General features: G+C 68.3%; 18 protein-coding genes. 8 read left to right on the forward strand and 10 right to left on the reverse strand.

Annotation, left to right across the window (positions count from 1 at the left end; all coding sequences use genetic code 11):
• The first annotated feature begins 47 nt into the window (after positions 1–47).
• Complete coding sequence (locus JJQ90_RS06805; RefSeq protein ID WP_216873672.1) at positions 48–1,802, forward strand: site-specific integrase; 1,755 nt, start codon at positions 48–50, stop codon at positions 1,800–1,802.
• Positions 1,803–2,792: 990 nt separating this feature from the next.
• On the opposite strand, the gene JJQ90_RS06810 is transcribed toward JJQ90_RS06805, so the two are convergent.
• Both JJQ90_RS06810 and JJQ90_RS06815 read right to left on the reverse strand, forming a co-directional pair.
• Positions 2,793–3,413, reverse strand: a complete 621-nt coding sequence (locus JJQ90_RS06810; protein WP_216873673.1) for a hypothetical protein — start codon at positions 3,411–3,413, stop codon at positions 2,793–2,795.
• Positions 3,410–3,859: an ASCH domain-containing protein gene (locus JJQ90_RS06815; RefSeq protein ID WP_216873674.1), complete on the reverse strand. Its 450-nt coding sequence runs from the start codon at positions 3,857–3,859 to the stop codon at positions 3,410–3,412. The genes JJQ90_RS06810 and JJQ90_RS06815 overlap by 4 nt, the downstream gene beginning before the upstream one ends.
• A 572-nt stretch (positions 3,860–4,431) precedes the next feature.
• On the opposite strand from JJQ90_RS06815, the gene JJQ90_RS06820 reads away from it, so the two are divergent.
• Complete coding sequence (locus JJQ90_RS06820) at positions 4,432–5,133, forward strand: recombinase family protein (protein ID WP_216873675.1); 702 nt, start codon at positions 4,432–4,434, stop codon at positions 5,131–5,133.
• 75 nt (positions 5,134–5,208) lie between these two features.
• Here JJQ90_RS06820 and JJQ90_RS06825 read toward each other — a convergent pair whose 3' ends face one another.
• Positions 5,209–8,691, reverse strand: a complete 3,483-nt coding sequence (locus JJQ90_RS06825; RefSeq protein ID WP_230410360.1) for a class I SAM-dependent DNA methyltransferase — start codon at positions 8,689–8,691, stop codon at positions 5,209–5,211.
• Positions 8,692–9,013: 322 nt separating this feature from the next.
• Positions 9,014–9,865: a serine/threonine-protein kinase gene (locus JJQ90_RS06830; protein ID WP_216873676.1), complete on the reverse strand. Its 852-nt coding sequence runs from the start codon at positions 9,863–9,865 to the stop codon at positions 9,014–9,016.
• A gap of 205 nt (positions 9,866–10,070) precedes the next feature.
• Between JJQ90_RS06830 and JJQ90_RS06835 the strand changes: the two genes are divergently transcribed.
• Together JJQ90_RS06835 and JJQ90_RS06840 are read left to right on the forward strand one after the other, a co-directional pair.
• Positions 10,071–11,036 (forward strand): tripartite tricarboxylate transporter substrate binding protein, encoded by a 966-nt coding sequence (locus JJQ90_RS06835; RefSeq protein WP_216873677.1) that lies wholly within the window; start codon positions 10,071–10,073, stop codon positions 11,034–11,036.
• A gap of 121 nt (positions 11,037–11,157) precedes the next feature.
• Positions 11,158–12,849 (forward strand): thiamine pyrophosphate-requiring protein, encoded by a 1,692-nt coding sequence (locus tag JJQ90_RS06840; RefSeq protein ID WP_230410361.1) that lies wholly within the window; start codon positions 11,158–11,160, stop codon positions 12,847–12,849.
• On the opposite strand, the gene JJQ90_RS06845 is transcribed toward JJQ90_RS06840, so the two are convergent.
• The 5 genes from JJQ90_RS06845 to JJQ90_RS06865 form a co-directional block, all read right to left on the reverse strand.
• Positions 12,850–13,650 carry a DUF72 domain-containing protein gene (locus tag JJQ90_RS06845; protein WP_216873679.1) on the reverse strand — a complete coding sequence of 267 codons (801 nt, stop codon included), beginning with the start codon at positions 13,648–13,650 and terminating at the stop codon, positions 12,850–12,852.
• A 51-nt stretch (positions 13,651–13,701) separates the two neighbouring features.
• Entirely contained in the window at positions 13,702–14,523 is an 822-nt protein-coding gene (locus tag JJQ90_RS06850) for a metallophosphoesterase family protein (protein ID WP_216873680.1), read from the reverse strand.
• Positions 14,520–15,263 (reverse strand): phosphonate ABC transporter, permease protein PhnE, encoded by a 744-nt coding sequence (phnE, locus tag JJQ90_RS06855; protein WP_216873681.1) that lies wholly within the window; start codon positions 15,261–15,263, stop codon positions 14,520–14,522. Before phnE ends, JJQ90_RS06850 begins: the two co-directional genes overlap by 4 nt.
• Positions 15,260–16,120 carry a phosphate/phosphite/phosphonate ABC transporter substrate-binding protein gene (locus JJQ90_RS06860; RefSeq protein ID WP_216873682.1) on the reverse strand — a complete coding sequence of 287 codons (861 nt, stop codon included), beginning with the start codon at positions 16,118–16,120 and terminating at the stop codon, positions 15,260–15,262. Before JJQ90_RS06860 ends, phnE begins: the two co-directional genes overlap by 4 nt.
• Before the next feature lie 65 nt (positions 16,121–16,185).
• Positions 16,186–16,893 (reverse strand): TVP38/TMEM64 family protein, encoded by a 708-nt coding sequence (locus tag JJQ90_RS06865; protein WP_216873683.1) that lies wholly within the window; start codon positions 16,891–16,893, stop codon positions 16,186–16,188.
• A 352-nt stretch (positions 16,894–17,245) separates the two neighbouring features.
• On the opposite strand from JJQ90_RS06865, the gene JJQ90_RS06870 reads away from it, so the two are divergent.
• Positions 17,246–18,898 carry a phosphoenolpyruvate hydrolase family protein gene (locus tag JJQ90_RS06870; RefSeq protein ID WP_216873684.1) on the forward strand — a complete coding sequence of 551 codons (1,653 nt, stop codon included), beginning with the start codon at positions 17,246–17,248 and terminating at the stop codon, positions 18,896–18,898.
• Here the strand turns inward: JJQ90_RS06870 and JJQ90_RS06875 are convergent.
• Positions 18,862–19,488 (reverse strand): phosphoenolpyruvate hydrolase family protein, encoded by a 627-nt coding sequence (locus JJQ90_RS06875; RefSeq protein ID WP_216873685.1) that lies wholly within the window; start codon positions 19,486–19,488, stop codon positions 18,862–18,864. The genes JJQ90_RS06870 and JJQ90_RS06875 overlap by 37 nt on opposite strands.
• 114 nt (positions 19,489–19,602) lie before the next feature.
• Here JJQ90_RS06875 and JJQ90_RS06880 point away from each other — a divergent pair, with 114 nt between their 5' ends.
• The 3 genes from JJQ90_RS06880 to JJQ90_RS06890 all read left to right on the forward strand — a co-directional run bounded on the left by JJQ90_RS06880 (position 19,603) and on the right by JJQ90_RS06890 (position 22,799).
• A complete protein-coding gene (locus tag JJQ90_RS06880; RefSeq protein ID WP_216873686.1) occupies positions 19,603–20,478 on the forward strand; it encodes a branched-chain amino acid ABC transporter permease in 876 nt (291 codons plus the stop codon).
• The gene (locus JJQ90_RS06885; protein ID WP_329959391.1) at positions 20,471–21,460 is read left to right on the forward strand and encodes a branched-chain amino acid ABC transporter permease; all 990 of its coding nucleotides are present in this window, start codon (positions 20,471–20,473) and stop codon (positions 21,458–21,460) included. Before JJQ90_RS06880 ends, JJQ90_RS06885 begins: the two co-directional genes overlap by 8 nt.
• Positions 21,461–21,533: 73 nt before the next feature.
• Entirely contained in the window at positions 21,534–22,799 is a 1,266-nt protein-coding gene (locus JJQ90_RS06890; RefSeq protein ID WP_216873687.1) for an ABC transporter substrate-binding protein, read from the forward strand.
• Positions 22,800–22,816 lie beyond the last annotated feature (17 nt).

Below are 22,816 nucleotides of genomic sequence, written 5' to 3' on the forward strand. Positions count from 1 at the left end.
GAACTTAGGTCTGGCTCGGGTGACGCCTGTAACGCAGGACGCACCACATGGCTTCGCCGACCGGCTCCTACCTGCTCGTCAGGGACAAGCGGCATTCAATCCGCCTTCGCGTCCCGCTCGACCTTGTGCCGAGGCTCGGCCGCGCCGAGCTGGTTCGAGCACTTGGAACCTCAGATAGACGATCGGCCCGGTTCGTGGTGGCTGGCGTCGCTCTGCGTCTCAGGCTTTTCTGGGCCATGGTCCGAAAGACGCCTCCCCTGACCCCCGAAGAGCTCCGCAGGATCGCGGATGACTGGCTGCGGGCAGCGCTGGCCGACCAGTGGAAGCTCTTGGAACGCGGTGACTTCGCTGATGCGATGGCGCCCGCCGGGCTAGATGCGGCTGAGCGCAGAGCATACAGCGCTTACATGTTCGGGCTCGACGCGGACCTGACCGCTGATCGTATTGTCGAGGGCGACTATCGCAGGTTCGACACCGACGCTGGTCAGTTGCTGTCAGTGGCCGGGCACGGGGAGCGCAGAGGCACGCAGGAGCGGGCAATCCTGAGCCGACTCATGCTTGAACGCTTTGCGGACCTTCAACGAACGAAGTTGGCTTGGGCGGAGGGCAACGTCGGCAGCGTTCCGCCGCAGCTTATCTCGCGCACGTCCATGCCGACCACGACGGCGGCACGAGATCACGCGGGTGACGGTGCCGAAGCCGCTCCATGCCCGAAGCCCGCCTCGCGCTCGATTGCAGAGGCGGGCGAGATCTTTGTAGCGTCGATGCGGCAGAGGAGAATCAAGGAGAAGCATGTCATCGACGTGCAGTCGGACCTGAAGCTGCTTGTCGAAGCGTTCGGGTCTGAGCGTCATGTCGCTGAGGTGACCGCGTCCGATGCTGGCCGACTATGGGAAGCGCTTAGATCGCTGCCACCGCATTTCCGGCGCCATCCGTTGCTGGAGGGCCTTGGGCTGTTCGAGAAGGCGGAAAAGGCCCGCGAGCTCGGCTTGAGGCCGCTGGGCTATCGGACCGTCAACTCCTACTTCAGGACGCTGAGCAATCTGTTCGAGCAGGAGAGGAAGGCGGCGCAGGTGCCGAGCAACCCCTTCCACGGCACGCGTGAAAGGAAGCCGCCGCGGTTCGTGAAGCAGGTGAAAACGTTCACGGCGACTGAGTTGGAAATGCTGTTCGCGAGCCCGCTCTTCCAGGGCGCGAAGAGCACCGCGAAGCCCTACGATGCCGGCGACCACCTGGTAAGCGACTGGCGGTTCTGGGCGCCGCTGATCGCCCTGATGACGGGCGCGCGCATTGGGGAGATCGCCCAGCTTTCGCCGGGCGACATTCGTGTCGAGCAGGGGTTCGCTGTGCTGGACATCAATGAGGCTGCTGGAAAGACGCTGAAGAATGCCGCCACAGCCCGGCTGATCCCGCTTCACGATGTGCTGGTTGAGCTTGGGCTCATGCGTCTCGCGGCCGAGCGGGTAGCGGCGAAATCGCTGCGACTGCTGCCGGGGATGCCAGTGCCCATTCACGGTGATCCGGGCAAGGCGCCGGGCCAATGGATGAGCGAGAGGTTCCTGCCGCGCATGAAACTGAAGACGCGCGCCGGGCTCGGCTTCCATTCCTTCCGGCACACGCTGAAGACCCTACTGCGAAATGCGCAGGTTCCTGACAGCGTGTCGAACAACGTGTGCGGCCACGATAAGCGGACGGTCGGCGATGACTATGGCAGCATTGATCTGGCGGCAATGAAGAGCGGCCTGATTGCGATCAAGCTGCCCGACAGTCTACTTCGGCTCGGACCACGCCACGTCGACTGACCTGGATGCCGAGCCGTGAAGGGATCACGGCACCACCGGTATGCTTCAGGAGGGCTCAGACGGTGCCGGGGTGTTGGGGGCTGCATCTGCTGGAGGTCGTCGTTGTGATCAGCACCAGCACGCCACAGCGAGTGGTGCCTTGGTGGTCCCGTTTCCTTGGGTGTGGCCCGTGGCGGCTTCATCCCGCCGGCACGATCACAACGCTGTCGCCGGCTGAAGGTCGCGATTTGCACGAGGATGGGCTGCGCCAGAACCAGACGTGCTCGACCGACCTCCGCCCTCTCGAATGAACTACCTCGAACCGGTAGCGGTAGCTTGGGCGCGCAAGAAGCTGTCCGCGAACCGGACCACTAATCTCTGCTGGCGGACGGCGTATTCGCGCCACATCACGTGGCAGGACTTGCTGGCCACTCCGCTGCGTTCGTCGATTGCTGCAAGGCGCCGTTCGAGGGTCGCGGCTTCTGTGGTCTCGCCACGCCTGAGTAACTCCCGCCACGTCCGGCAATCTGCGCTGATGAAGCTGCCCTCTCCTAAGGCCATTAGATCAGCGCGGGTGAAGAAGTGGCCGTGGCGAGAGGCATGCCGTGCCAGTTCGGGCGCCCTCTCCTGGATTAGTTGAGGGGGGTCAGATTCTCGGAGTGCCTGAACAATGCCGAGCTCGACCGCCTCCCTGCTCTGCAGAAAGGGTTCAAACCACCAATTCGCGCCGAGACTAACCGCAACGAAGGCGCCTATCGCCCATGGAATCCAACGATGCTCGCCGGGTTCTCCGCTTTTCGCCGCGCTCGGCACGACGTCCTCCCGCCCCGTTACGTTGGGAACTTTAGCGGCGCGCTTCAGATTCGCAACGATCCGGCGGATAGCCGCCTATCCTGATTGAACAATTCTGCCATGACACAGCGCCGACATTTCCGCTTCCCTGATCTGGGAAGTCGGCACTGATAGGACACGGTGCGGATGCGCTCTCCGTGTCCCTTGCGGCCAGGGCTGTCAGGCTGCGAGTGCGGTGGTGGCTGAGGGGGGTGCGTGTGCTGGATGCGGTGGGGAGAAGGGGAGCTTGCGGGTGCTGTTGAGGTAGGGCAGCGCCGTGAAGGTGACGGGCTGACCCAAGCGAAGCTGGCGGGTCGTATAGGACAGCCAGCAATCCTGGGTGCGCAGTGGCGGCAGATCGATCGATCCGTAGGGTGCGACCGCACGCCAGGCGCCGGGCGCGGCATTGAGGAACCTGGCCGCGTGCTGCTGCGGGACAGCGAGCAGGCCGTGGAAGTGGAAGCCCTCGGTGCCGTTCTGGCCGATCAACACTGCCCAAGGCCGCTGCCTCGTCGCCGGCCCGTTCCTCCAACGTCCGGGGAACAGCAGCTGTGCCACGCTGCCATCGAACCGCCGAAGACGCGCATCGGCTTCGATGCCGTCGAGGTGACGGTTTTGGCCCAGACAAGGATGGAGCGTCGCCGCGAACCAGACATCGCCCGGGCGCGCGGCTTCCATGTTCGTCTTCGTCTTGATCAGCCACGCGGCGGAGGCGGCGGTGATTGGGTTCATGACCTTCATAGTAGTTTTGGGGCGAGATTTCCGCACCGCGATGGCCGGGCCTGGCAGCAGATTGGTCATCGGCGGTCAGCGACGTCACGGGCGGCCTGGGACCGGCGCAGCAGGCCGCGAACATCGGCGGGTGCCATCGCCAGGTGCACCGCGAGAGCCTCGGTGGTGGAGAGCGTCACGTAGGTCTGGGCGCCCATGGGATGTTGGTAGGGCACCGGGTGCTGGAAGCGGATCGCGCCGGCAAGCCTCCAGCCGAAGCGCCAGGTGGGGTGTGCCGCGAGGTCTTCAGCCGAGGCCAGGTGCTGGTGCCGCAGCTCGTCCAGCTCGTCGCGAGTGACCGGCCCGATGACGTCGTCGATGCGCACCACGCCGATGACCGTGCCCGTGCCCTTGGCGATGATGCCGATCACCTGGCCGACCTTGTGCGACGTGGTCGAACGCAGCTCGAGGGTCTTCGCACCAGAAACGATGAGCGATGCGTAGGGTTCCACAATAACGAGTGCCGACGTAGCCATGATAATACTCCTGAATGTTTGTTGTTCGGCCATATTTTACCGGACCGGTTTCTCGATGTCGGGCAAAATCGGCGCCTTGATGAGCGAATGACTGGCGAAGATTCGCATTTATTTTCGCTGATCAGCGCCACGCTGTCTTGTTCAGCTATACGGCTGCGATGCTGGATTGACCTCGCCCCGAGCTGTCTTGGGGAGCCCCACGGCAGAGAACCGGTCTCAACAGTGGACGGTTTTGGTGATTGTTGCCGTATTCTATTGATATGAATGAATAATTTGCGCGAAACCACCCTGGGTGCGGCGTGACTGTTTCGCGCACTCCAAGGGTGCGGCACGACCCCGCAGGACATGCACGCATCAGGGTGAGACAGTCGGCGCATCATCTAGGACTTCGCTCTGAGGGCGGGCCTTGCCCGACCGCCGTCGCCGCTCGGTGATCGACCGGGATGGGAGGACAGAGCGCGCTGCGGGGTTTTCACGAAGGGGGCGCAATCGGACCTTGCGTCACGGTGCCGACGTGTTACATTTGCTTAGACGTTCATCTGACTGAATGTCACGAGAGGCAGCGGCACCAGATGACCACCACCCACACCGGCAAGTTCGTCTCCTACCTCCGCGTCAGCACCGCGCAGCAGGGGCGTAGCGGGCTTGGCGAGGAGGCGCAGCGCAAGGCGGTGGCTGACTACCTCAACGGTGGGCAGTGGAAGCTCGTGGCTGAGTTCAGGGAGGTCGAGAGCGGCAAGCGTGACGACCGCCCCCAGCTCGCCGCCGCACTCGCCGCGTGCCGCTTGCACGGTGCCAGACTGGTGATCGCCAAGCTTGACCGGCTCTCTCGCAACGCCGCCTTCCTGTTGAACCTGCGCGACGCTGGCGTGAAGTTCGTCGCGGCCGACATGCCCGATGCGAACGAGATGACGATCGGCATCATGGCGGTGGTCGCGGAGGCGGAGCGCAAGATGATCTCCGTCCGCACGAAGGGCGCGCTTGCCGCTTACAAGGCGCGCTGTGCGGCCGGTGCCACGCTTCGCCCCCTTGGGAACCCAGGCAACCTGTCGAACCGGAAGCTCGGCACGGATCGCGCCAACGTGGAGAAGACGAGGAAGGCGAATGCCCGAGCTGTCGACCTGGCATCCAGCATTCAGGAGGCGAAGGACAGCGGCGCCACCTCTCTGCGTGCCATCGCCGACAAGCTCAATGCACGTGGCATCCCTACGTCGCGCGGTGGTTCGTGGTCAGCAGTGCAGGTGTCGCGCGTGCTTGCTCGGCTGGGGTCGTAGCAGCATGAGAGCCGAACACGGTTACCCCATGGGCCTTGGCGGGTCATGCGGAGGTGGTGGGCACCAACCTACTGATCACGCCCCGTAGCGGCCATCCCCCAGGGGACGGGCTTGGCCGAGGGCGGCGAGCGTGGCGAGCATTTCCCCCATCTTGGCGGTGCGGGGGGCACCCTTAAAGCGGCGGGCCACTTCGCGGGCGGAGGCGGGACCACGGGCCAGGGCGGCGCGAAGCGCGACATACTGCGCGGGGCCTTCCACGGGCCATGGCGGGGCACCGGGAATGGCTGCTTCGGGCACCAGCATTTCGCCTTGCACGGCTGGCCGGCGGGCTTCCTGCGGCGCCTGGAATTCGGGACGAAGCCACCGCACAAGGCCCTGTGCTTCCTCCGCCACCCGTTCCGCATTCAGCGCCACCACGCGGGCCACCACCTCGGCCTCCGGCAGATCAGCGGGCCAGCCATAGGCAGCCGCTACCGCTGCATCCAAGCGGTCGTGGAGGTCGCGGAGGATGGAGACCTGGCCGGCGTCGTGGATGTCCTTCTCTTTCGCGGTCAACTGCTTCCCGGCTCGCACCGCCTCAAGGGTGTTGTAGAGGGCGGTGAGTGTGAGGTGCGAATGAGCCGCGAGGCGGGCCTTGCGATGGGCGTCCAGTTCTTCCGCGATGGCGCCGATTTCCGTCCGTTGGGCAGGCGTGGCGGCGGGAAAGGGGAACGGGTCGAAGCAGACACTTTTCAGATACCGGGGTCTGTCTTCCAAAGTTCCTCCCGAGGCGAGGCACCAAGCGCCGTGGAAGCGACTGGAAAGCGTCCCCAGGATAAATCCATCCATAGATGCAAAGGCGATCAAAGCATCGTCGGGAAGCACGTTGTGTTTAAGAAATGAAAATACGCGATGCTTTGCCGTTACGGGCGTGACAATATATCTTTCCAAGTCGGCGAGGGCTGGACGTAGCTCACTCCGAGGTTCGCCATGAAGCCACCAATTCTGTCGGTAGGCGCTTCTATTATTTTGCTCCCGCTCCGGTTTTACGCGGAGAAGGATGTGCTGATAAGCCGCTGGAAAGCGGGCGAGCACTTCGCCTTCCGAGAGGCCAAAGAAATCAATGACGAATTGGCCGCGACTGCGTTGCGTGAAATCCCGGCCATTCAGATACGGTCGAATATGCCTGTCCAAGCCAGACACCTTGCCAAGGCCCATCGCACCCGCTGCAATAGGCTCGATAATAAATCCGGCTCCATGTAGCTTCACGCCTGGGCTGGCAAGCCGTTCATTTGAACGAAGCGACTTTGTCATCTTTACATCTGTGCCGATAGTAAGATCGGAGTTGATAAAACCTAGCGAAGTGGCGGTCGCTATCGTTGGAACACCATCCACCCCCGGTGTTTCGGAAGTCACAGTTGCCAGAGTCCCTTCACCAGCCCCGGCCTCAACCACTGTCAATGAAATTCGGACAGCCGCCGCCCCGGCTCCATCGGCCCATGGGTGGTCAGGAACCGCAAAGACGATGTGCAGTGGCGCTTTAGGGGCTGCCATGGCTTCCGCTAGAACACGTCTGCAAAAGACCTGTCGTATGCTATTGGATGTAATGAAGCCGAAGCGCCGAGTGGCGGCTGGCGATGTCTTGCCATTTTTCGATTTACCGAAGCGTAATGCCTGCGCTGCTTTCCACCAAAAATGTAGCGCCAAATCGGCAGACTTCGGAACAGCAGGATATGCCTGCCAAAGCGCCTCTGCGTAGCCATCGCCAAGTTCGGCTCGCATGTGTTTCGCGCCGATGAAGGGTGGGTTGCCAACGATGAATTCGGCCTCCGGCCAGTCTGTGACCTTGGGCGCGACGGGGCGCAGGACCAGGACGCGATCCGTCTCGTCCGGCACCTCTTCACCAGTGATCGGATGCAGCTTCGTCCGCCCGCCCCAGCGGGTCAGGGGGGCGCCCGCCGCATCCCGGTCCGGCTCCGCCCGGTCATAGGTCAGCAGCGCATCGCCTTCCTGGATGTTGCGGAAGTCGCGGAGGATCGGCTCGGCCGGCGGGGCGTTGCCGCGCGTGCGGAAATGCCATTGCAGCCAGCCAATCCACAGGACCAGCTCCGCCACCGGCACCGCCCGGGGGTTCTTCTCAATCCCGAGGAACTGGTGCGGGTCCACGCTGGCGCCGGCCATCTCCAGCCGGTCTCCCTCGCCGGGCACCAGATCGGCCAGAAGGTCCAGCACCTCTCCCTCAAGCCGCTTCATCAACTCCAAGGTCACGTAAAGGAAGTTCCCGGTGCCGCAGGCGGGGTCCAGAACGCGCACCGCACAGAGACGCGCGTGATAGGCCCGCACCAGGGTCGCCGCGCCGGGCCGGTCGCCCGCCTCCGCCTTCGCCACCGCCGCCGCCTTCACGCCATCCCATTCCGTCCGCAGGGGCTCCATGACGGTCGGCAGCACCAGCCTTTCCACGAAGGCGCGGGGCGTAAAATGGGCGCCAAGCTCACCGCGCTGTTTCGCATCCAGGGCGTTTTCCAGCAGGCTGCCGAAGATGGCGGGTTCCACATCGGCCCAATCCCGTTGGGATGCCTGGATCAGCAATTCCAGCATGTCCCCATCCACCGGCAGGGGTTCCACCCCGCCATGCGGCCCCGGCGCAAAGAGACCCCCATTGAAGCGCAGCACTATGGCGCGGAGGGCCGGGGAGAAGCCGCCGGCATTCATGCTGCGCCACAGATCGCCAATGAGCGGGACGAAGCTCTTCGGGTCCTTCCGGCAGTCTTGCAGCAGTTCCGTGAAGGCGGTGCCGGAGGGCAGCAGCCCGACCGATTGCGCGAACATGGAGAAGATACAGCGCATGAGGAAGGTGGCGACGTGCTGCGGCGCGTGGCGAGGCTTGTCTCGCGGTCCCTCAAGCGCCCGAACCAGGCGGGCCAGGTAGGCGGCAATCTCCCGCGTGACCTGCACCCGCTTGCGTTGCGGGTTGAGGGAGAGGGGTTCGGTCCAGATGGCGCGGAGAAGGTCCCGCACCTCCGGCTTTTGCAGATCGGGCAGATAGAGGCGGAAGCCCTCGCGGTCCGGGAACTGTGCGTAGTGCTTCCCGGTGCCGGAGAAGTCCGCATAGAGGTCCAGGCAGAAGCCCACGTCACAGACGATAACGAAGGGCGGCCACCCCTCTTCCGATGGCAGGTCCCGCGCGTAACCCTCCGCCTGTCCCTTCGCCTTGAGCATGGACTGTGCCCAGCCCGGGGAACGCCGGATATTGGCCCGCCGGTCCGCCGCGACGGGGCCGAACAGCCCACCCTGCTTGGGCGCGTTGCTGCCCTGCTTGGCTTCCAGGACGAAGCAGCCGCGCTTGTAGAGGTCGATGCGCCGGGTGCTGGTGGACCCGTCCGCCTCGTGATGGGTTACGGCCCGTTCGTAGCGGTAGGAGCCGAGAGGGCCGGCGGCAGGCTCCGGACGGGGCACCTCAAGGACCGTGCAGAGGTCGTCCAGGAAGGAGACGTAGTTGGCCCGTTCGGCCTGTTCCGTGCCGTCCCACCGCGCGATGAAGGCGGTAATGGGGTCCGCCCCTTCCCCGCGCTGCGCCAACCTTGCTCTCCCGATCCTTGTTCGCCGGTTATGGCGCCGCAATGAGCAGTGTTGCTGCCCAGCTTGGTGCTTGCAAGACCGGCCGAGGTGGCGCCTGGAAGGCAGCGCGACATGCTCAGGGGGCGTCGCGTGAGGTTCTGGCCACGGCCACCGATGGCGTCACGTCCTACAGGCAGCAAATATCGCTCCCCTGGACGTAACACATGATGTAACACATGGGGCCATAGTCGCCCCGGCGAAGCCGTTGTTCCTGACCTTTTCGGCCATGGGATCGGTGGTGGAGATCCCGCTCACCTCCACCACCGTCCTCCCTCGCTGATCCTCAGCTTGCCTGCTCAAAACCCTGGGTGCCGGAACGGTCCGCCAGTTCCAGGCTTTGCGCGAAGGCGTCCCGGCGCGCCAGATTGGTCGCCGCCAGGCTGCGCAGCCGTGCCCCCGGGCCGGTCGCGACGGGCGCGGCCGGCAATGCCGGCTGCAGGGTGAAGGCGTTGCTCGGCGCATAGCCGCGCCGCCCCGGCCCGCCATCCGCCGCCACGAAGCCCGGCGCCGCGGAGGGGCGCAGCCGCACCTGGCTGCCGGCCGCGAGCCGCGTCGCGACCGGCGCATCCGCCTCCGGCCGCAGCCGCAGCGGCACGGCGGCGGAGGCCACGGCGCGGGACACGCCCGCATCATTCGCCTGGCTGGCCATGACGGCGGCACGGGTGCCGGGCGCCACCCGCTCCACCGCCTGTTCGATGCGCGCGGCCCGGGCGGCGATATTCTGGCGGGCCTGGCCGCCGCGTTGCAGGTCCTGCCGCAGCCGGCCCTCCGCCGCACCCAGGCGGCGCGGCAGTTCGGCGGGCGGGAAGCCGCCGGAGGCCGCCTCGGCCCGGATCAGCCGCACCTCGGTCCAGCGGCAATACATCAGCGCGTCGAAGGCGATCTGAAGCCGTTCCAGCGCCGCATTCTCCCGCGCCAGCTCTGCCTCCAGCTCGGCGGCCGTGGGCGGGCCGCTGCGGCGGGGGGCGCCGGCGAACAGGTCGCCGGCATTGACGAAGACCACCACCTGCGGCCCGCAGCCATCCTGCGGGTCCGCCCCGGCCTGGGAGGCGACGGGGGCGCCCGGTGCGGCGCAGGCCGCAAGCGCCAGCAGCGCGACGCCCGCGATGGCACCCATTGAACCGGCATGTCGCATGGCTCTTCTCCCGCCCGTCCCGGCAGAGTTGCGGTGCCGGGAGGTAGCGTCAACCAGTGCCAGGGGCAGCGTCGGTTTCGTCTGCTTCGTTGTTCCTGATCGCCGCCTGGCTGCGCCAGGTCCGGCTCCGGCTGGTACACAACCAGGGTTCCAGGCCGCGCGCGATCCTGCTTACATGTCCGGACAACTCGCCGGGGGTCCCGACATGCTGCGTCGCCTTCTGCTGCTCGCCGGCCTCGCGCTGGTGCCCCTCGCCCCTGCCATGGCCCAGGGAAGCTGGCCGGACCGGCCGATCCGGCTGGTGGTGCCCTTCGGCCCCGGTGGGCTGAGCGACGGTGTGGCGCGGCTCGGCGCGGAATGGCTCACCCGCCAGCTCGGCCAGCCGGTGGTGGTGGACAACCGCCCGGGCGGCAATGGCATCGTGGGGATGGAGGCGGTGGCCCGCGCGGCGCCGGATGGGCATACGCTGCTGGGCGCCAGCGCGTCGCACCTCGTGGTCCTGCCGCTGATGCAGCGGATCAGCCTGGACCCGCATCGGGACCTGATCCCGATCGCCATCACCGCCGCCAGCCCGCTGGTGCTGGTGGTGTCCCAAAGCCTCGGGCCGACCACGCTGGCGGAATTCGTGGCGCATGTGCAAGCGCGGCCCGGGCAGCTCGACTACGCCTCCGGCGGCACGGGCGGGTTGAGCCATCTCGGCATGGCCTATCTGCTGCAAAGGCTGGATCTGCGGATGGAGCATGTGCCCTACCGTTCCGGCCCGCTGGCCATGCAGGACATCCTGGGCGGACGCATCCACAGCTATCTGGGCAATGCGGTGGAGGTGCTGCCGGCGATGCAGGGCAACAGCATCCGGCTGCTGGGCGTCACCGGCGCCACGCGCAACGCGGTGCTGCCGGATGTGCCGACCATCGCCGAACAGGGGCATCCGGGCTTCGAGGTCACAACCTGGAACGGCATCGCCGCGCCCGCCGGCCTGCCCGATGCCATCCGCGACCGCCTCGCCAGCGCCATGCAGGGCGCCTGCCAGGATGCCGGCATCCGCGAAAGGCTGATCCGTCTCGGCACCGACCCGGTCTGCAGCACGCCGGCGGAAATGGCGGCCTCGATCCAGCGCCTCACCCCTGTGATGCGCGACGCCATTCGCCTGTCGGGCGCCAGCGTGAACTGATCAAAGCCGGGCGCAACCTGCGGCCCGCCCACGCGGGCCGAGCGGCCGACTGGCCGCCGCGGCCAATGCCGCGAAGCCAAGCGGCCGGAGGCCGCGCCCGGCGTCTGAGGGTATGGAAAAAATGACCACAACTGCTGCCGAGATCTTCCTGCGCCAGCTTGGCGCCTGTGGCGTCGACTGGTTCTTTGCCAATGGCGGCACCGATTTTCCACCGATTGTCGAAGCCTTCGCGAAACTTGAGGGCAGCAACCACCGCCTGCCGGTGCCGATGACGGTGCCGCATGAGAATGCGGCCGTCGCCATGGCGCATGGCGCCTATATGGTGACCGGCCGGCCGCAGGCGGTGATGGTGCATGTGAATGTCGGCACGGCGAATACCATCAACGGCATCCTGAACGCCGCGCGCGACCACACGCCGGTCTTCGTGCTCGCCGGCCGCACCCCCTATGCCGAAAAGGGCCGCCATGGCGCCCGCACGCGGCACATCCATTGGGCGCAGGAGATGTTCGACCAGGCCGGCATGGTGCGGGAGGCGGTGAAATGGGATGGCGAGCTGCGCCAGCCCGACCAGGCCGCGGACCTCGCCACGCGCGCGCTGCACATCGCCATGACGGCGCCGCGCGGCCCGGTCTATGCGACCCTGCCACGCGACACGCTGGCAGCGCCGGCCGGGGCCGCGCGGGTGGATGCGACGCGGGCCGCCGTGCCGGCGAAGCCCCTGCCCGATCCGGCTTCGCTGGCCGAGGCAGCGCGCTGGATCGCCACCGCCGAGCGGCCGCTCATCATCACCTCCGCCGCCGGGCGGCTGCGCGAAGGCTTTGACGCACTCAGCGGTTTCGCCAGCCGCTTCGGCGTGCCGGTGATCTCCTTCACCCCGCGCTTCGTGAACATCGCGGCCGACCACCCGATGCATCTGGGCTATGAGCCGGGACCCTTGCTGGCGCAGGCGGATTGCGTACTAGTGGTGGATACGGACGTGCCCTGGATTCCGCATCTGCAAGGCCCGCCGGAGCATTCCCGAGTCATCCATCTGGGCGAGGACCCGCTGTTCACCCGCTACCCGATGCGCAGCTTTCCGGTCGACCTCGCCATCACGGCGGAACCCGCGACGGGGCTGGAGGGCATCGCCACCGCGCTCGACCTGCTGCTGCCCGCCGACAGCCCGGTGGTGGCCGCGCGGCTGGCGCATTACGGCGCCATCGGCGCGGCGCTGCGCGCGGAATGGGCGGCGCAGGTGGCACAGCCGCCGGAAGGGCTGATCACGCCGGAATGGATCAGCCATTGCATCGCGGAAGCGGCGGGGCCGGATGCCATGCTGGTGAACGAATACCCGCTGCGGCAGACGCATTGCCCGCGGGTGAAACACGGCACCTTCTACGGCCAGAGCACGGCGGGCGGCCTCGGCTGGGGGTTCGGCGCGGCGCTCGGCGCCAAGCTGGCGGCGCCGGAGCGGCTGGTGGTGGCGACGCTGGGCGACGGCGCCTATGTCTTCAACAACCCGACCGCCTGCCACTGGGTTTCCGCCGCGCATGACCTGCCGCTGCTGGTCGTGGTGTTCAACAATGCGATGTATGGCGCGGTGCGGAATTCCACCCTTGCGATGTATCGCGACGGCGCCTCGGCGCAGCAGGGCGGCACGCTGCTGGCCGATCTCAGCCCCGCCCCGGCCTTCGAAATGCTGTGCCAGGCCAGCGGTGGCTACGGGGAACGGGTGAGCGTGGCGGCGGAGCTGCCCACCGCGCTGCGCCGCGCGGTGGAGGTGGTGCTGCGGGAGAAGCGGCAGGCGCTGGTGAACGTGGTGTGTGAATATTGACTATGTCCCGAGCCGCGCCATCAACGCCTTCGCGGCATGTGGCGCCTTCGGCTTGAAGCCGTTGATCATGAAGACGAAGACGTCCCGGGCCTTCGGCGGCTTGTTCTCCGCGGCCGTCAGCAAGGGAAGGTCCGCGGGCGCGCCGCCCTTCGCCCATTCGCGCGCCCGGTCGGCCCAACGGTCCAGCGCGGCCTCCGGGTAACCCAGCGCCTCCTCCTCCGCCGCCGCCTGCAATCGCGCATAGACGAAGGGCGCGGTCACATCATGGATCGCGGGGAAGCCGGGCTTGTCCGCCACCACCGCCGCGACGCCGTAGCGGCGCAGCAATTCGGGAAATTCCGGCACGGCGAAGCTGGGATGCCGCACCTCCACCACATGCCGCAGCGCAACCCCATCCTGCGTCTTCGGCAGCAACCGGAGAAAAGCCTCGAAGTCTTCCGGATCGAAGGCCTTGGTCGGCAGGAACTGCCAGTTGATCGGGCCGAGCTTCGCCTTCAGCTCCGTCAATCCGCTGGAGAGGAAGCGCGTGATCGAAGCCTCCGATTCCGCCAGCACCTTCCGGTTGGTGGTGAAGCGGCTGGCCTTCAGCGCGAAGACGAAATCCTCCGGCGCCTCATCATGCCAACGCGCGAAGCTCTCGGGCTTCTGGGCGCCGTAATAGGTGCCGTTGATCTCGATGGCCGTGACCTGGCGGCTGGCGAAATGCAGCTCCTGTTTCTGGGGCAGGCCCTTCGGGAAGAAGTTGTCGCGCCAGGGCTCGAAGGTCCAGCCGCCAATGCCGACCCTGATCTTGCCTGCCATGCTGTTCCCCTTCCCCCGCGCCGCAGGCTGCACCATGCGGCGCGGGATGCCTCACCACATCAGCGCGACCGGCGCCAGGGGCTGGCCGCGCCGCGCCCGTTCCGCCGGCGGCAAGACGTCGCAGGAGGGCCAGAGCCCGATCGCGAGCGCCGCCGCATAGCCCTCCGGCAGCCGTGCCGCGCGCATCGCCGCGGCGGCGCCCGCGTGGTCATAGTCCAGCGGCAGGATCTCGACGCGCAGGCCCTCCGCAGCGGGTGTCAGCACCGAAAACCAGACTCGCGGTGTGCCGTCATCGGCCGGCATGCCCACCGCGCCGGCATTCAGCCACAGCCCATCCCCGATGCGGTGCGCGAAGGGCAGGCCGCAATGGCCGGCGATGACGCCGTCGCAGCCCGTCGCCGCGATCTCCCCGGCCAGCACATCCCCGGGCGCCGAGGCAAAGAGGAAGCGGCTGGTCTCCGTCGCGCCGCCATGCAGCACGGCCAGCCGGCGGCCATCCGGCAGCGCCAGCACGATCCGCTTCGGCAGGCCGCGCATCCAGTCGCGCTGGGCGGGCGTGACCTCGGCATTGGCATGGGCGTACCAGCTTCGGCTGAGCAGGTCGCAGGCGGTGCCTTCCTCGAAGCCGCAGCCGCAATCCTCGGCGGCCTCGGCGAGCTGTTCCTCGCAATTGCCGGCCAGCACGGCGATGCCGCTGGCCATCACCAGGTCGCAGCAGGCCGCCGCATCCGCGCCATAGGCGACCACATCGCCGGTGCAGAGAATGCGCGACGGTGGAATGCCGCGCCGCGCGGCTTCCGCCAGCACGGCACGCGTCGCCTGAAGGTTGGAATAGGGACCGCCAAAAACCAGCATCGGTCCGTCGATCATCATGCGAGGCTTCTCCGAAGCGCGGCGCTGATCCGGTCGGCCGCCAGCGTCAGCCCGACCACGACCAGCAGAATGGCGAACAGGCGGTTGAAGTCCAGCAGGTCCACGGCGTTCTTCAGCTCCTGCCCAATGCCGCCGGCGCCGACCAGCCCGAGCACGGTGGAGGCGCGGATGTTGAACTCCCACACATACAGCAACGCCCCCGCCGTCTCCGGCAGGGTCTGCGGGATCAGCGCGTGGCGCGCCACCTGCAACGGGCTGCCGCCGACCGCCAGGACCGCCTCCGCCGGGCGCGGATCGGCAGCTTCCAGCGCCTCCGACCACAGTTTTCCCAGGGACCCGGCGGAATGCAACGCCACGCCGATCATGCCGGCGAAGGGGCCGAGGCCGACGGCGGCGACGAAGATCAGCGCGAAGACGAAGCCATCCACCCCGCGCAGCGCATCCAGCACCCCGCGCGCCGGCTGCCGCAGCCATCCGGCACGGGTCACCGGCCTGGTCGCCAACAGGGCCACCGGCGCGGCCAGGATGGCGGCGGCGCAGGTGCCCAGCGTGGCGATGCCCACGGTTTCCGCCGCGCGGCGCGCGATATCACCGGGGTCGGAGAAATCCGGCGGCCAGGCGCCGGCCAGCCAGCCGCCCAGCCTCGGCAGGCCGGATGCCAGCCGCGCCGGGTCCGGCCCCACCACCCAGACCGAGCCCGCGAGCAAGACCAGGAACGCCGCCCAGCCGAGCCGCTTCACGCGTTGCGCAGCCTTCCCAGGGCGCGGCCGGCGGCCTCGATGGGGGCGTAGGTCTCGGCGGTGGCTGGCACCCAGCCAGTATAGTCGGGGGGCAGCACCTCCGCCGTGCTGGCAATGGCGGCCTCGGCCAGGGCGGTGCGCAGTTCGGCCGGCAGGCCGCGACGCACCGCCAGCGCGTCATTCGGCAGGGGATCGCTGCGCCACACCACCTTCACCTGCCCCTCCCGCACCCTTCCCGACGCCATCATCGCGGCGAGGTTGCGGTCGTAATCGGTGGCGAGGTCCACCTGCCCATTGGCCACGGCCACGACATTCGCCGCATGGCTGGCGCCGTCGCGGTAGCGGAAGAAGGTGCGGGGATCGATGCCCTGGCGCAGGAACCAGTGATGCGGCACCAGCCAGCCACTGGTCGACCCCGCATCGGCGAAGGAGATCGACAGGCCCCGCGCATCCTCCGGAAAGCGCGCGATCGGCAGGTCCGGCTGGGCGAGGATGATGGCGTGGTAGGTCGGGCTGCCGCGCCACAGAACGGTGGCCACCGCCTCCGCCCCCGCACGGTCCTGCGCCAGCACATAGCCCCAGGGGCCCATCCAGGCGCAATCCACCTGGTCGCTGCCCAGCGCCACCGCGATGCCGGCCCAGTCCCCGGTGACGGAAAGCGCGTAGCGTCGGCCCAGCTGGGCGGCGAGATGGGCGAAGAAGGGTTCGAAGGCCCGGCGGGTGTCGCCCGGCGTCGGCTGGAACGGCCCGACCGCGAAGCGCAGCGGCGCGGCCTGGGCCAGGGCCGGGCTGGCCAACGCGCCAAGGCCACCGGCCAGCAGGGCACGTCGGCGGAGAAGCGGCGGATGCTCGGGCAAGATCGACCCCTTCGATGTCAGGCGCGGCTTCGCCGGCACGGATGCAAAGGTTACACCGCGCCGCTTCAACGCGCGAAGCGCGCCTTCAGCGGGATGGCGGCCAGCGCCAGCGCGGCGAGGCCCAGCAGCGCGCCCAGGATCTGCGGCGTCAGCACGCTGCTTATGTCGAAATCGCCGCCCGCCTCCAGCACCCCGCCCAGCCCGGCGCCGGCCAGGCTGAACACGGCCGTGCCGGGCAGGATGCCGAGGAAGGTGGTCAGCACATAGACCGGCAGCCGCACCCCGGCGAAGGCCGGCACCAGGTTCACCAGCACGAAGGGAAACAGCGGCACCAGCCGCAGCACCAGCAGGTAAGAGGCGGCATTGCGCCGGATGCCTTCCGCCAGCTTCTGGGCGCGCGGCCCCAGCCGGTCCAGCGCATCGGCGCCGAACAGGGTGCGGGCCAGCAGGAAGACCAGCGTCGCGCCCAGCGTGGCGCCGGTGACCGTCAGGGCCGTGCCCAGCACCGCGCCGAACAGGAAGCCGCCGCTCAGCGTCAGGAAGACGGCGCCGGGAATGGAGAGCGCCACCGCCGCCGCATAGACCAGCACATAGACCGCCGCCGCGAGCACCGCATGGTCCGTGACCAGCCCGACCAGCGTGGCGCGGTGCCGGGCCAGCGTCTCCAGCGACAGATGCTCCGAGAGGCCGCTGGCCCTCAGGCCCAGCACCAGCAGCAGGATCGCAACGCCGATCCAGAGCCGGCGGTCGCGCAGCAGGCGGCCGAGGCGCATGGGCTATCTCCTTGGGTCGGAACGGCTTCGCCCCGGCCGATGCGGTGGTTACGGCCCGTCTATGGCTGCTTTTCGCGGACGGAGCTTGCGCATTCTTCGGCAGGCGGAAAAGCCACCGCGGCGCTGCCATGCCGCGTCGACGCGGTGTAGGGTGGCAGGAGCCGATAGTCCGTCCTGGGCCGCCCGGGGCCTGCGCGGTTCGACACGCGCGTGGGGTGACCGGGACGGCCGCCTGAAACCCTCCAGCCGCAGAGGCGCATGCCATGCCGGGGCCTGATCCCTGCATCCGAGACAGAAGCGGGGTGGCACAGGGCGGGCCGTCGCCCTGCCGACCTCGCGCGGCATGCCATCGATGACCTCCCTGCCCGGCGCCGGCCGCCTGGAACTGGTTGTCGGCGCCGCCATGGGCCTCGGCATGACGGCGCGCGCCGCGGCGGATGGGGGGGCGGATTTCCTGCTGGCGCTCAGCGCCGGAAGGTTGCGCGTCATGGGCGCGCCGTCCCTCGCCGCGATGCTGCCGATCCGCGACAGCAACGCCTTCACCGATGAATTCGCCCGGCAGGAAATCCTCGACCGCGTCAGCGTGCCGGTCTTCTTCGGCGCCGCGGCCTGCGATCCACGCCTGCCCATCGAGGACCTGCTGCGACGCATACAGGAAGCCGGCTATCACGGCGTCGCCAACTTCCCCACCGCCATCCACTACGATGGCACCTTCCGCACCGCGCTGGAGGCCGCGGGCCTCGGATTCGGACGGGAAGTCGCCATGCTACGGGCGGCGCGCGACATGGGCCTCGCGACGCTGGGCTATGCCAAGACGCGGGCGGAGGTGGACGCCCTGCTCGGCGGCGGGGTGGAGCGGCTGTGCCTGAACTTCGGCTGGAATTCCGGCGGCAGCCAGGGCGTGCCGAGCGGTGTGCCCCTGGACCAGGCGGCGGAACGCGCCCGCCGCATCTTCCGCCATGTGCGCCGCACGGCGCCGCGCACGCTGTGCTTCGTCGAAGGCGGGCCGATCATCGATCCCGCCCATCTGCTGGAGGTCTGCGATGCCTCGCGCGCCGATGGCTATGTCGGTGGCTCCACGCTGGATCGCCTGCCGCTCGAAATGTCGGTGATGCAGACCACCTCCGCCTTCAAGACCGCGGGTCTGCTGCGGGACAACGCGACGCCGGAGGCGGCGAAACTGCCTGGCCTCGTCGCGCGGTCCCGCGCCGCGCGGCAGCTTGCCGCGCGCATCGCCCGGCTGGTCGCCACCGACCTGCCGATCCTGGTGGAGGGAGAGCCCGGCGCCGGCCGCACCACCATCGCGCGCGCCATCCACCAGGCCAGTGGCCGCGCCGGCGGCCTGACCTTCCTCGACGCGCAGCAGGCGATTGCCGAGCGCCTGTTCGGGGAGGCCGGGCCGGCGGCGCTGCTGGCCCAGCGCCACAGCACGGTGGTGATCGAAAGCGCCGATGCGCTGCCGCCCATGCTGCGCGCGCGGCTCGCCGACTGGATCGAGCGCGGCAGTTTCGAACGCTTCGCCAAGCCGGGCGAACGCGCGCCCCGGGCGCGGCTGGTGCTGATCCATCCGCCTGGGGGCGAGGCCCTGGCCCGCGCGCTGTCCGCGCAGCGCCTGCTGGTGCCACCCCTGCGCGACCGCATGGAGGACCTGCCGCTGCTGGCGCGGGCCATGCTGCGGGCGACCCAGCGCCCGACGACGCAGTTGGACCCCACCGCGCTGCGCCTGCTGATGGCGCAGCCCTGGCCCGGCAATCTGCGCCAGCTTGCGGAGGTGCTGACCCGCGCGGCGACGGAGGCGCCGGGTGGCCGCCTGACGCTGGAGGCGCTGGAAGCGCAGCTTGGCCCCGCCATCGCCCCCACCCCGACCTCCCCGGCGGATGAGCGGGCCTGGATCCTGGAAGCGCTGCGCCGCAACCGCTTCCGCCGGGGCGAGACCGCCGCCTTCCTCGGCATCGCCCGCAAGACCCTTTACAACCGCATGCGCCGCCTGGGGCTGGAGGCCTGAACCGGCGCATCCCAGGCCAAAGGTTCCGCCCCCTCGATCGCCACATGGCCGGCGCGTTCGGCCCACCAGGCCTCCGGATCCGCGGGCGGCCCAAGTCCGGGATGCAGCAGGATGCGGCGCAGCCCGAGGCCCAGCGCCACATCCACCGCGCGGCGTGAGGCGGCGCAGGCGATAGCGCTGAAGCCCAACTCGGCGAAACGCAGCAATAGCCGGAACTCCGCCTCCGCCCGGTAGCCCACCGCCGCCAGGGCTGCCGCGGTCTCCCCCTCGAACAGCGCGACGGTGGGGTAGTTGACCACCGTCGTCACGCCGGCGCGCCGCAGCAGCGCCGCCATATCCGCCAGGCGCAGGAAGGGGTCGCAGGCAAAGATGCCGACGGCCGGCGGCGCGCTGCGAAACGGCCGCCGCGCCTCCAGCGCCACCCGAAGCGCACCGTTGATGTCGAGCACCGGCAGCAGCGCGACGAGCGGCCAGGTCCCGGGCGGAAAGCCGGCCAACGCGGGCAGGTAGAGGCTGCGCTGGCGGGCCGGCGGATCGAGGCCGTCGAGCCGGGCGCAGGGCCGGAGCCGTGCTGCGGAGGGTGGAACCATTACCCCATTTTACCCAAAGATTGCAGGAAAACCATCTTGCTCCGCCGCCGGCCCAACCGCCATGGTCACCGCCAAGGGGCGCGATGACGCCCGGACGGGGGGATGAGCGCGGGCATGGATCTGGCTGCCACGATCGTATTGAACGGGCTGACTCTGGCCGCGCTCTATTTCATCGTGGCCAGCGGCTTCTCGCTGATCTTCGGCCTGATGCGCGTGGTGAACATGGCGCATGGCGCGATGTATCTCGTCGCCGGCTATGTCGGCTATGCGGTGTTCGAGCCGCTGTATGACAGGGATGTCTGGTACGCCTGGTATGTCGGCGTCGCCGCGGGCGTGGCCTTCGCCGCGGTGTTCGGCGCCTTCGTGCAGGTGGTGCTGCTCGGCTGGATGCAGGGGCAGGAGCTGCGCCAGGCGCTGGTGACCATCGGCCTGTCCATCATTGTCGCCGACCAGCTTCTGGCCATCTATGGCGGCACGCCGCGGCAGTTCTTCGCGCCCGACGCCATCTTCGGTTCCACCCAGGTGCCGGGCGTCGGCGGCTATCCCACCTTCCGCCTGGTGCAGATCGGCATCGCCCTGGCGGTGGGCATCGGGCTGTGGCTACTGCTGAACCGCACGAAGCTGGGCATGATGATCCGCGCCGGCGTGGATGACCGGCAGATGCTCGGCGCCTGTGGCGTCAATGTGCCGCTGGTGGGGGTCGCGGTCTTCGCGCTCGGCTCCGCATTGGCGGGCCTCGGTGGCGTCGTCGGCGCCACGGCGCAGCCGCTCGCGATGGGTGCGGATGGCCGTTTCCTGCTGATCTCGCTGGTGGTGGTGATCGTCGGCGGCATGGGCAGCGTGACCGGAACCGCGCTGGGCGCCGTGCTGATCGGCCTGGCGGAGCAGATCGGCCAGGCGCTGTTCCCGACCTATTCCGTGATCCTGACCTTCGTCATCATGGTCGCGGTGCTGGCCTTGCGCCCGCAGGGAATTCTGGGCCGTGCGTAACACCATCCTGTGGTCCCTGCTGGGCCTCGTGGCACTGCTGATGCTGCCCTGGGCGCTGCCCTTCGTGCTGCCCGCGAACGAAGCCGCGTTCTGGACGGCGAACATCCTGGGCCGCGCCCTTGTCTTCGGCATCATCGCCATGTCGCTGACCTTCCTGGCCACCTATGGCGGCTTCATCTCGCTGGCGCAGATGATGGTGGCCGGCATCGCCGGCTACACGCTGGCGATCCTGGTGGATGGCGCCGTGCCGCATATCCTGGGCGGCTTCGGCTATGGCGCGGCCATACCGCTCGGCCTGCTCGCGGCCACGCTGATGGGTCTGCTGGTCGGCGCCATCAGCGTGCGCACGCGGGACATCTACCTGCTGATGATCACGCTGGCCCTGGCGATGGGCGTCTTCCGCTTCATCGAGACCAATATCGCCTGGTTCAACGGCTATGAGGGCATCCGCAACGTCGTCGGCCCGACCCTGTTCGGGCAGGATTTCCGCAACCCGCTGGTCTTCTACCATATCGCCCTGGCGACCGCCGTGCTGCTCTATGCCGGCATCCTCTATCTGGTGCGCACACCCTTCGGCCTGGTGCTGCAGGGCATCCGCGACAATCCGCGGCGCGTCGCGGCGCTGGGCTATTCCGTCGGGCTGCACCGGATCGCGGCCTTCGGCGTCGCGGGCTTCATCGCCGGCTGCGGCGGCATTCTTTCCACCATCTACAATATCGGCATCTCGCCGGGCTCGATCGGCCTCGGGGCCACGGTGAACGTGCTCATCATGAGTGTGATCGGCGGGCTTGGCCATCCGGTCGGCGCCTTCATCGGCTCCCTGATCTACACGGTCTTCGACACCTTCGCGGCCACCATCTACGACCGCGACCGCTTCAACACGCTCATCGGCGTCGTCTTCCTCGCCATCGTGCTGGTCTCGCCGGATGGCGCGATCGGCATCGGCGCCAGGCTGCGCCGGCTGCTGGCACGGCGACCATGAGCGTCACCAGATCGCGGGCGAGAACGAACCCGCGCGCCACCAACGAAGAACGAACAAGGAAGGAGGAACGGTCATGACCATCCAGATCACCCGTCGCGCCGCGTTGCTGGGCGGTGCGGGCCTCGCCGCCGGCGGCCTCGCCATGCCGGCCATCGCGCAGAACGCGCCGATCCGTCTCGGCGGCCTCACCACGCTGGAAGGCCCCTTCGCCACCGGCGGGCAGGATGCCTATCGCTGCGTGCAGATGGAGCTGGAGCGCATCAACAACACGATCGGCGGCCGGCGCATCGAGTTCATCCGCGAAAGCTCCAACGCCCAGGCCGATGTGGCGCTGGCGCGCGCCCGCAAGCTGATCGAGCAGGACAATGTGGACATCATCCTCGGCCCGCTCTCGGGCGCCGAAGGCATCGCACTGCGCGACTATTCGCGCACGCTGACCGGCAAGAGCATCGTCAACGGGTCTTCAGGTGCCTCCGACACCACGCTGCGCAACCCGTCGCCGAACTTCTTCCGCTTCTCCACCGATGGCACGCAGTGGATGGCCGGGCTGGGGCGGCACATCCATGGGCTCGGCATCCGTGAAGTGGCGATCACGGCGGGCGACTATGCTTTCCCCTATGCGCAGGTCTTCGGCTTCAACCTGGAATTCTGCCGGCTGGGCGGCAAGGTGACGCAGTACTGGGCGCCGCTCGGCACCACCGACTTCACCTCCCAGATCGCGCAGATCAACCGCTCCAATGCCGGGGCCGTCATCGTGGTGCATGGCGGCACGGACGGCCTGGCCTTCATGACGCAATATGCCCAGGCGGGTGGCAGCAAGCCGCTGGTCGGCGGCTCCATCATGGCGGACCAGACCATGCTCTCCGCCCGCGGTCCGCATCGGCGCGTGATGATGGGCATGCTCTCCGGGGGGCCGATCGCGGACATCATCGACGATCCGACCTGGACCGATTTCGTCGCGCGCTACCGGCGCCGCTGGGCCAATGAGGGTGGCTTCGCCTCGCCCTCCATCCATGGCGTGAACTACGTGACGAATCTCTACGGCATCCTGGCCGGTCTGCGGGCGGTGAATGGCGACCTTTCGGGCAACCAGGCGGCATTCCAGCGTGCCATGGCGGCGGCCGAGCTGACCGCGCCGACCGGTGCTTCCGTGAAACTCGACCACAATCGCCAGGCGATCTCCGACATCTTCCTGAACCGGATCGAGGAACGCGGCGGCAATGCCGTGGTGGTGGCCTTCGACCGGGCGCGCGCGGTGAACCAGACGCTGGGCATGCCGGAGGCGCAGTTCCTCCAGCTCGGCTCGCCCTCCCGCGACAATGCGGGCTGCGTGGCCTGATGTGACGGACGGGGCCG

The sequence above is a fragment of the Falsiroseomonas oleicola genome, assembly GCF_019029495.1.
GTDB lineage: Bacteria > Pseudomonadota > Alphaproteobacteria > Acetobacterales > Acetobacteraceae > Falsiroseomonas > Falsiroseomonas oleicola.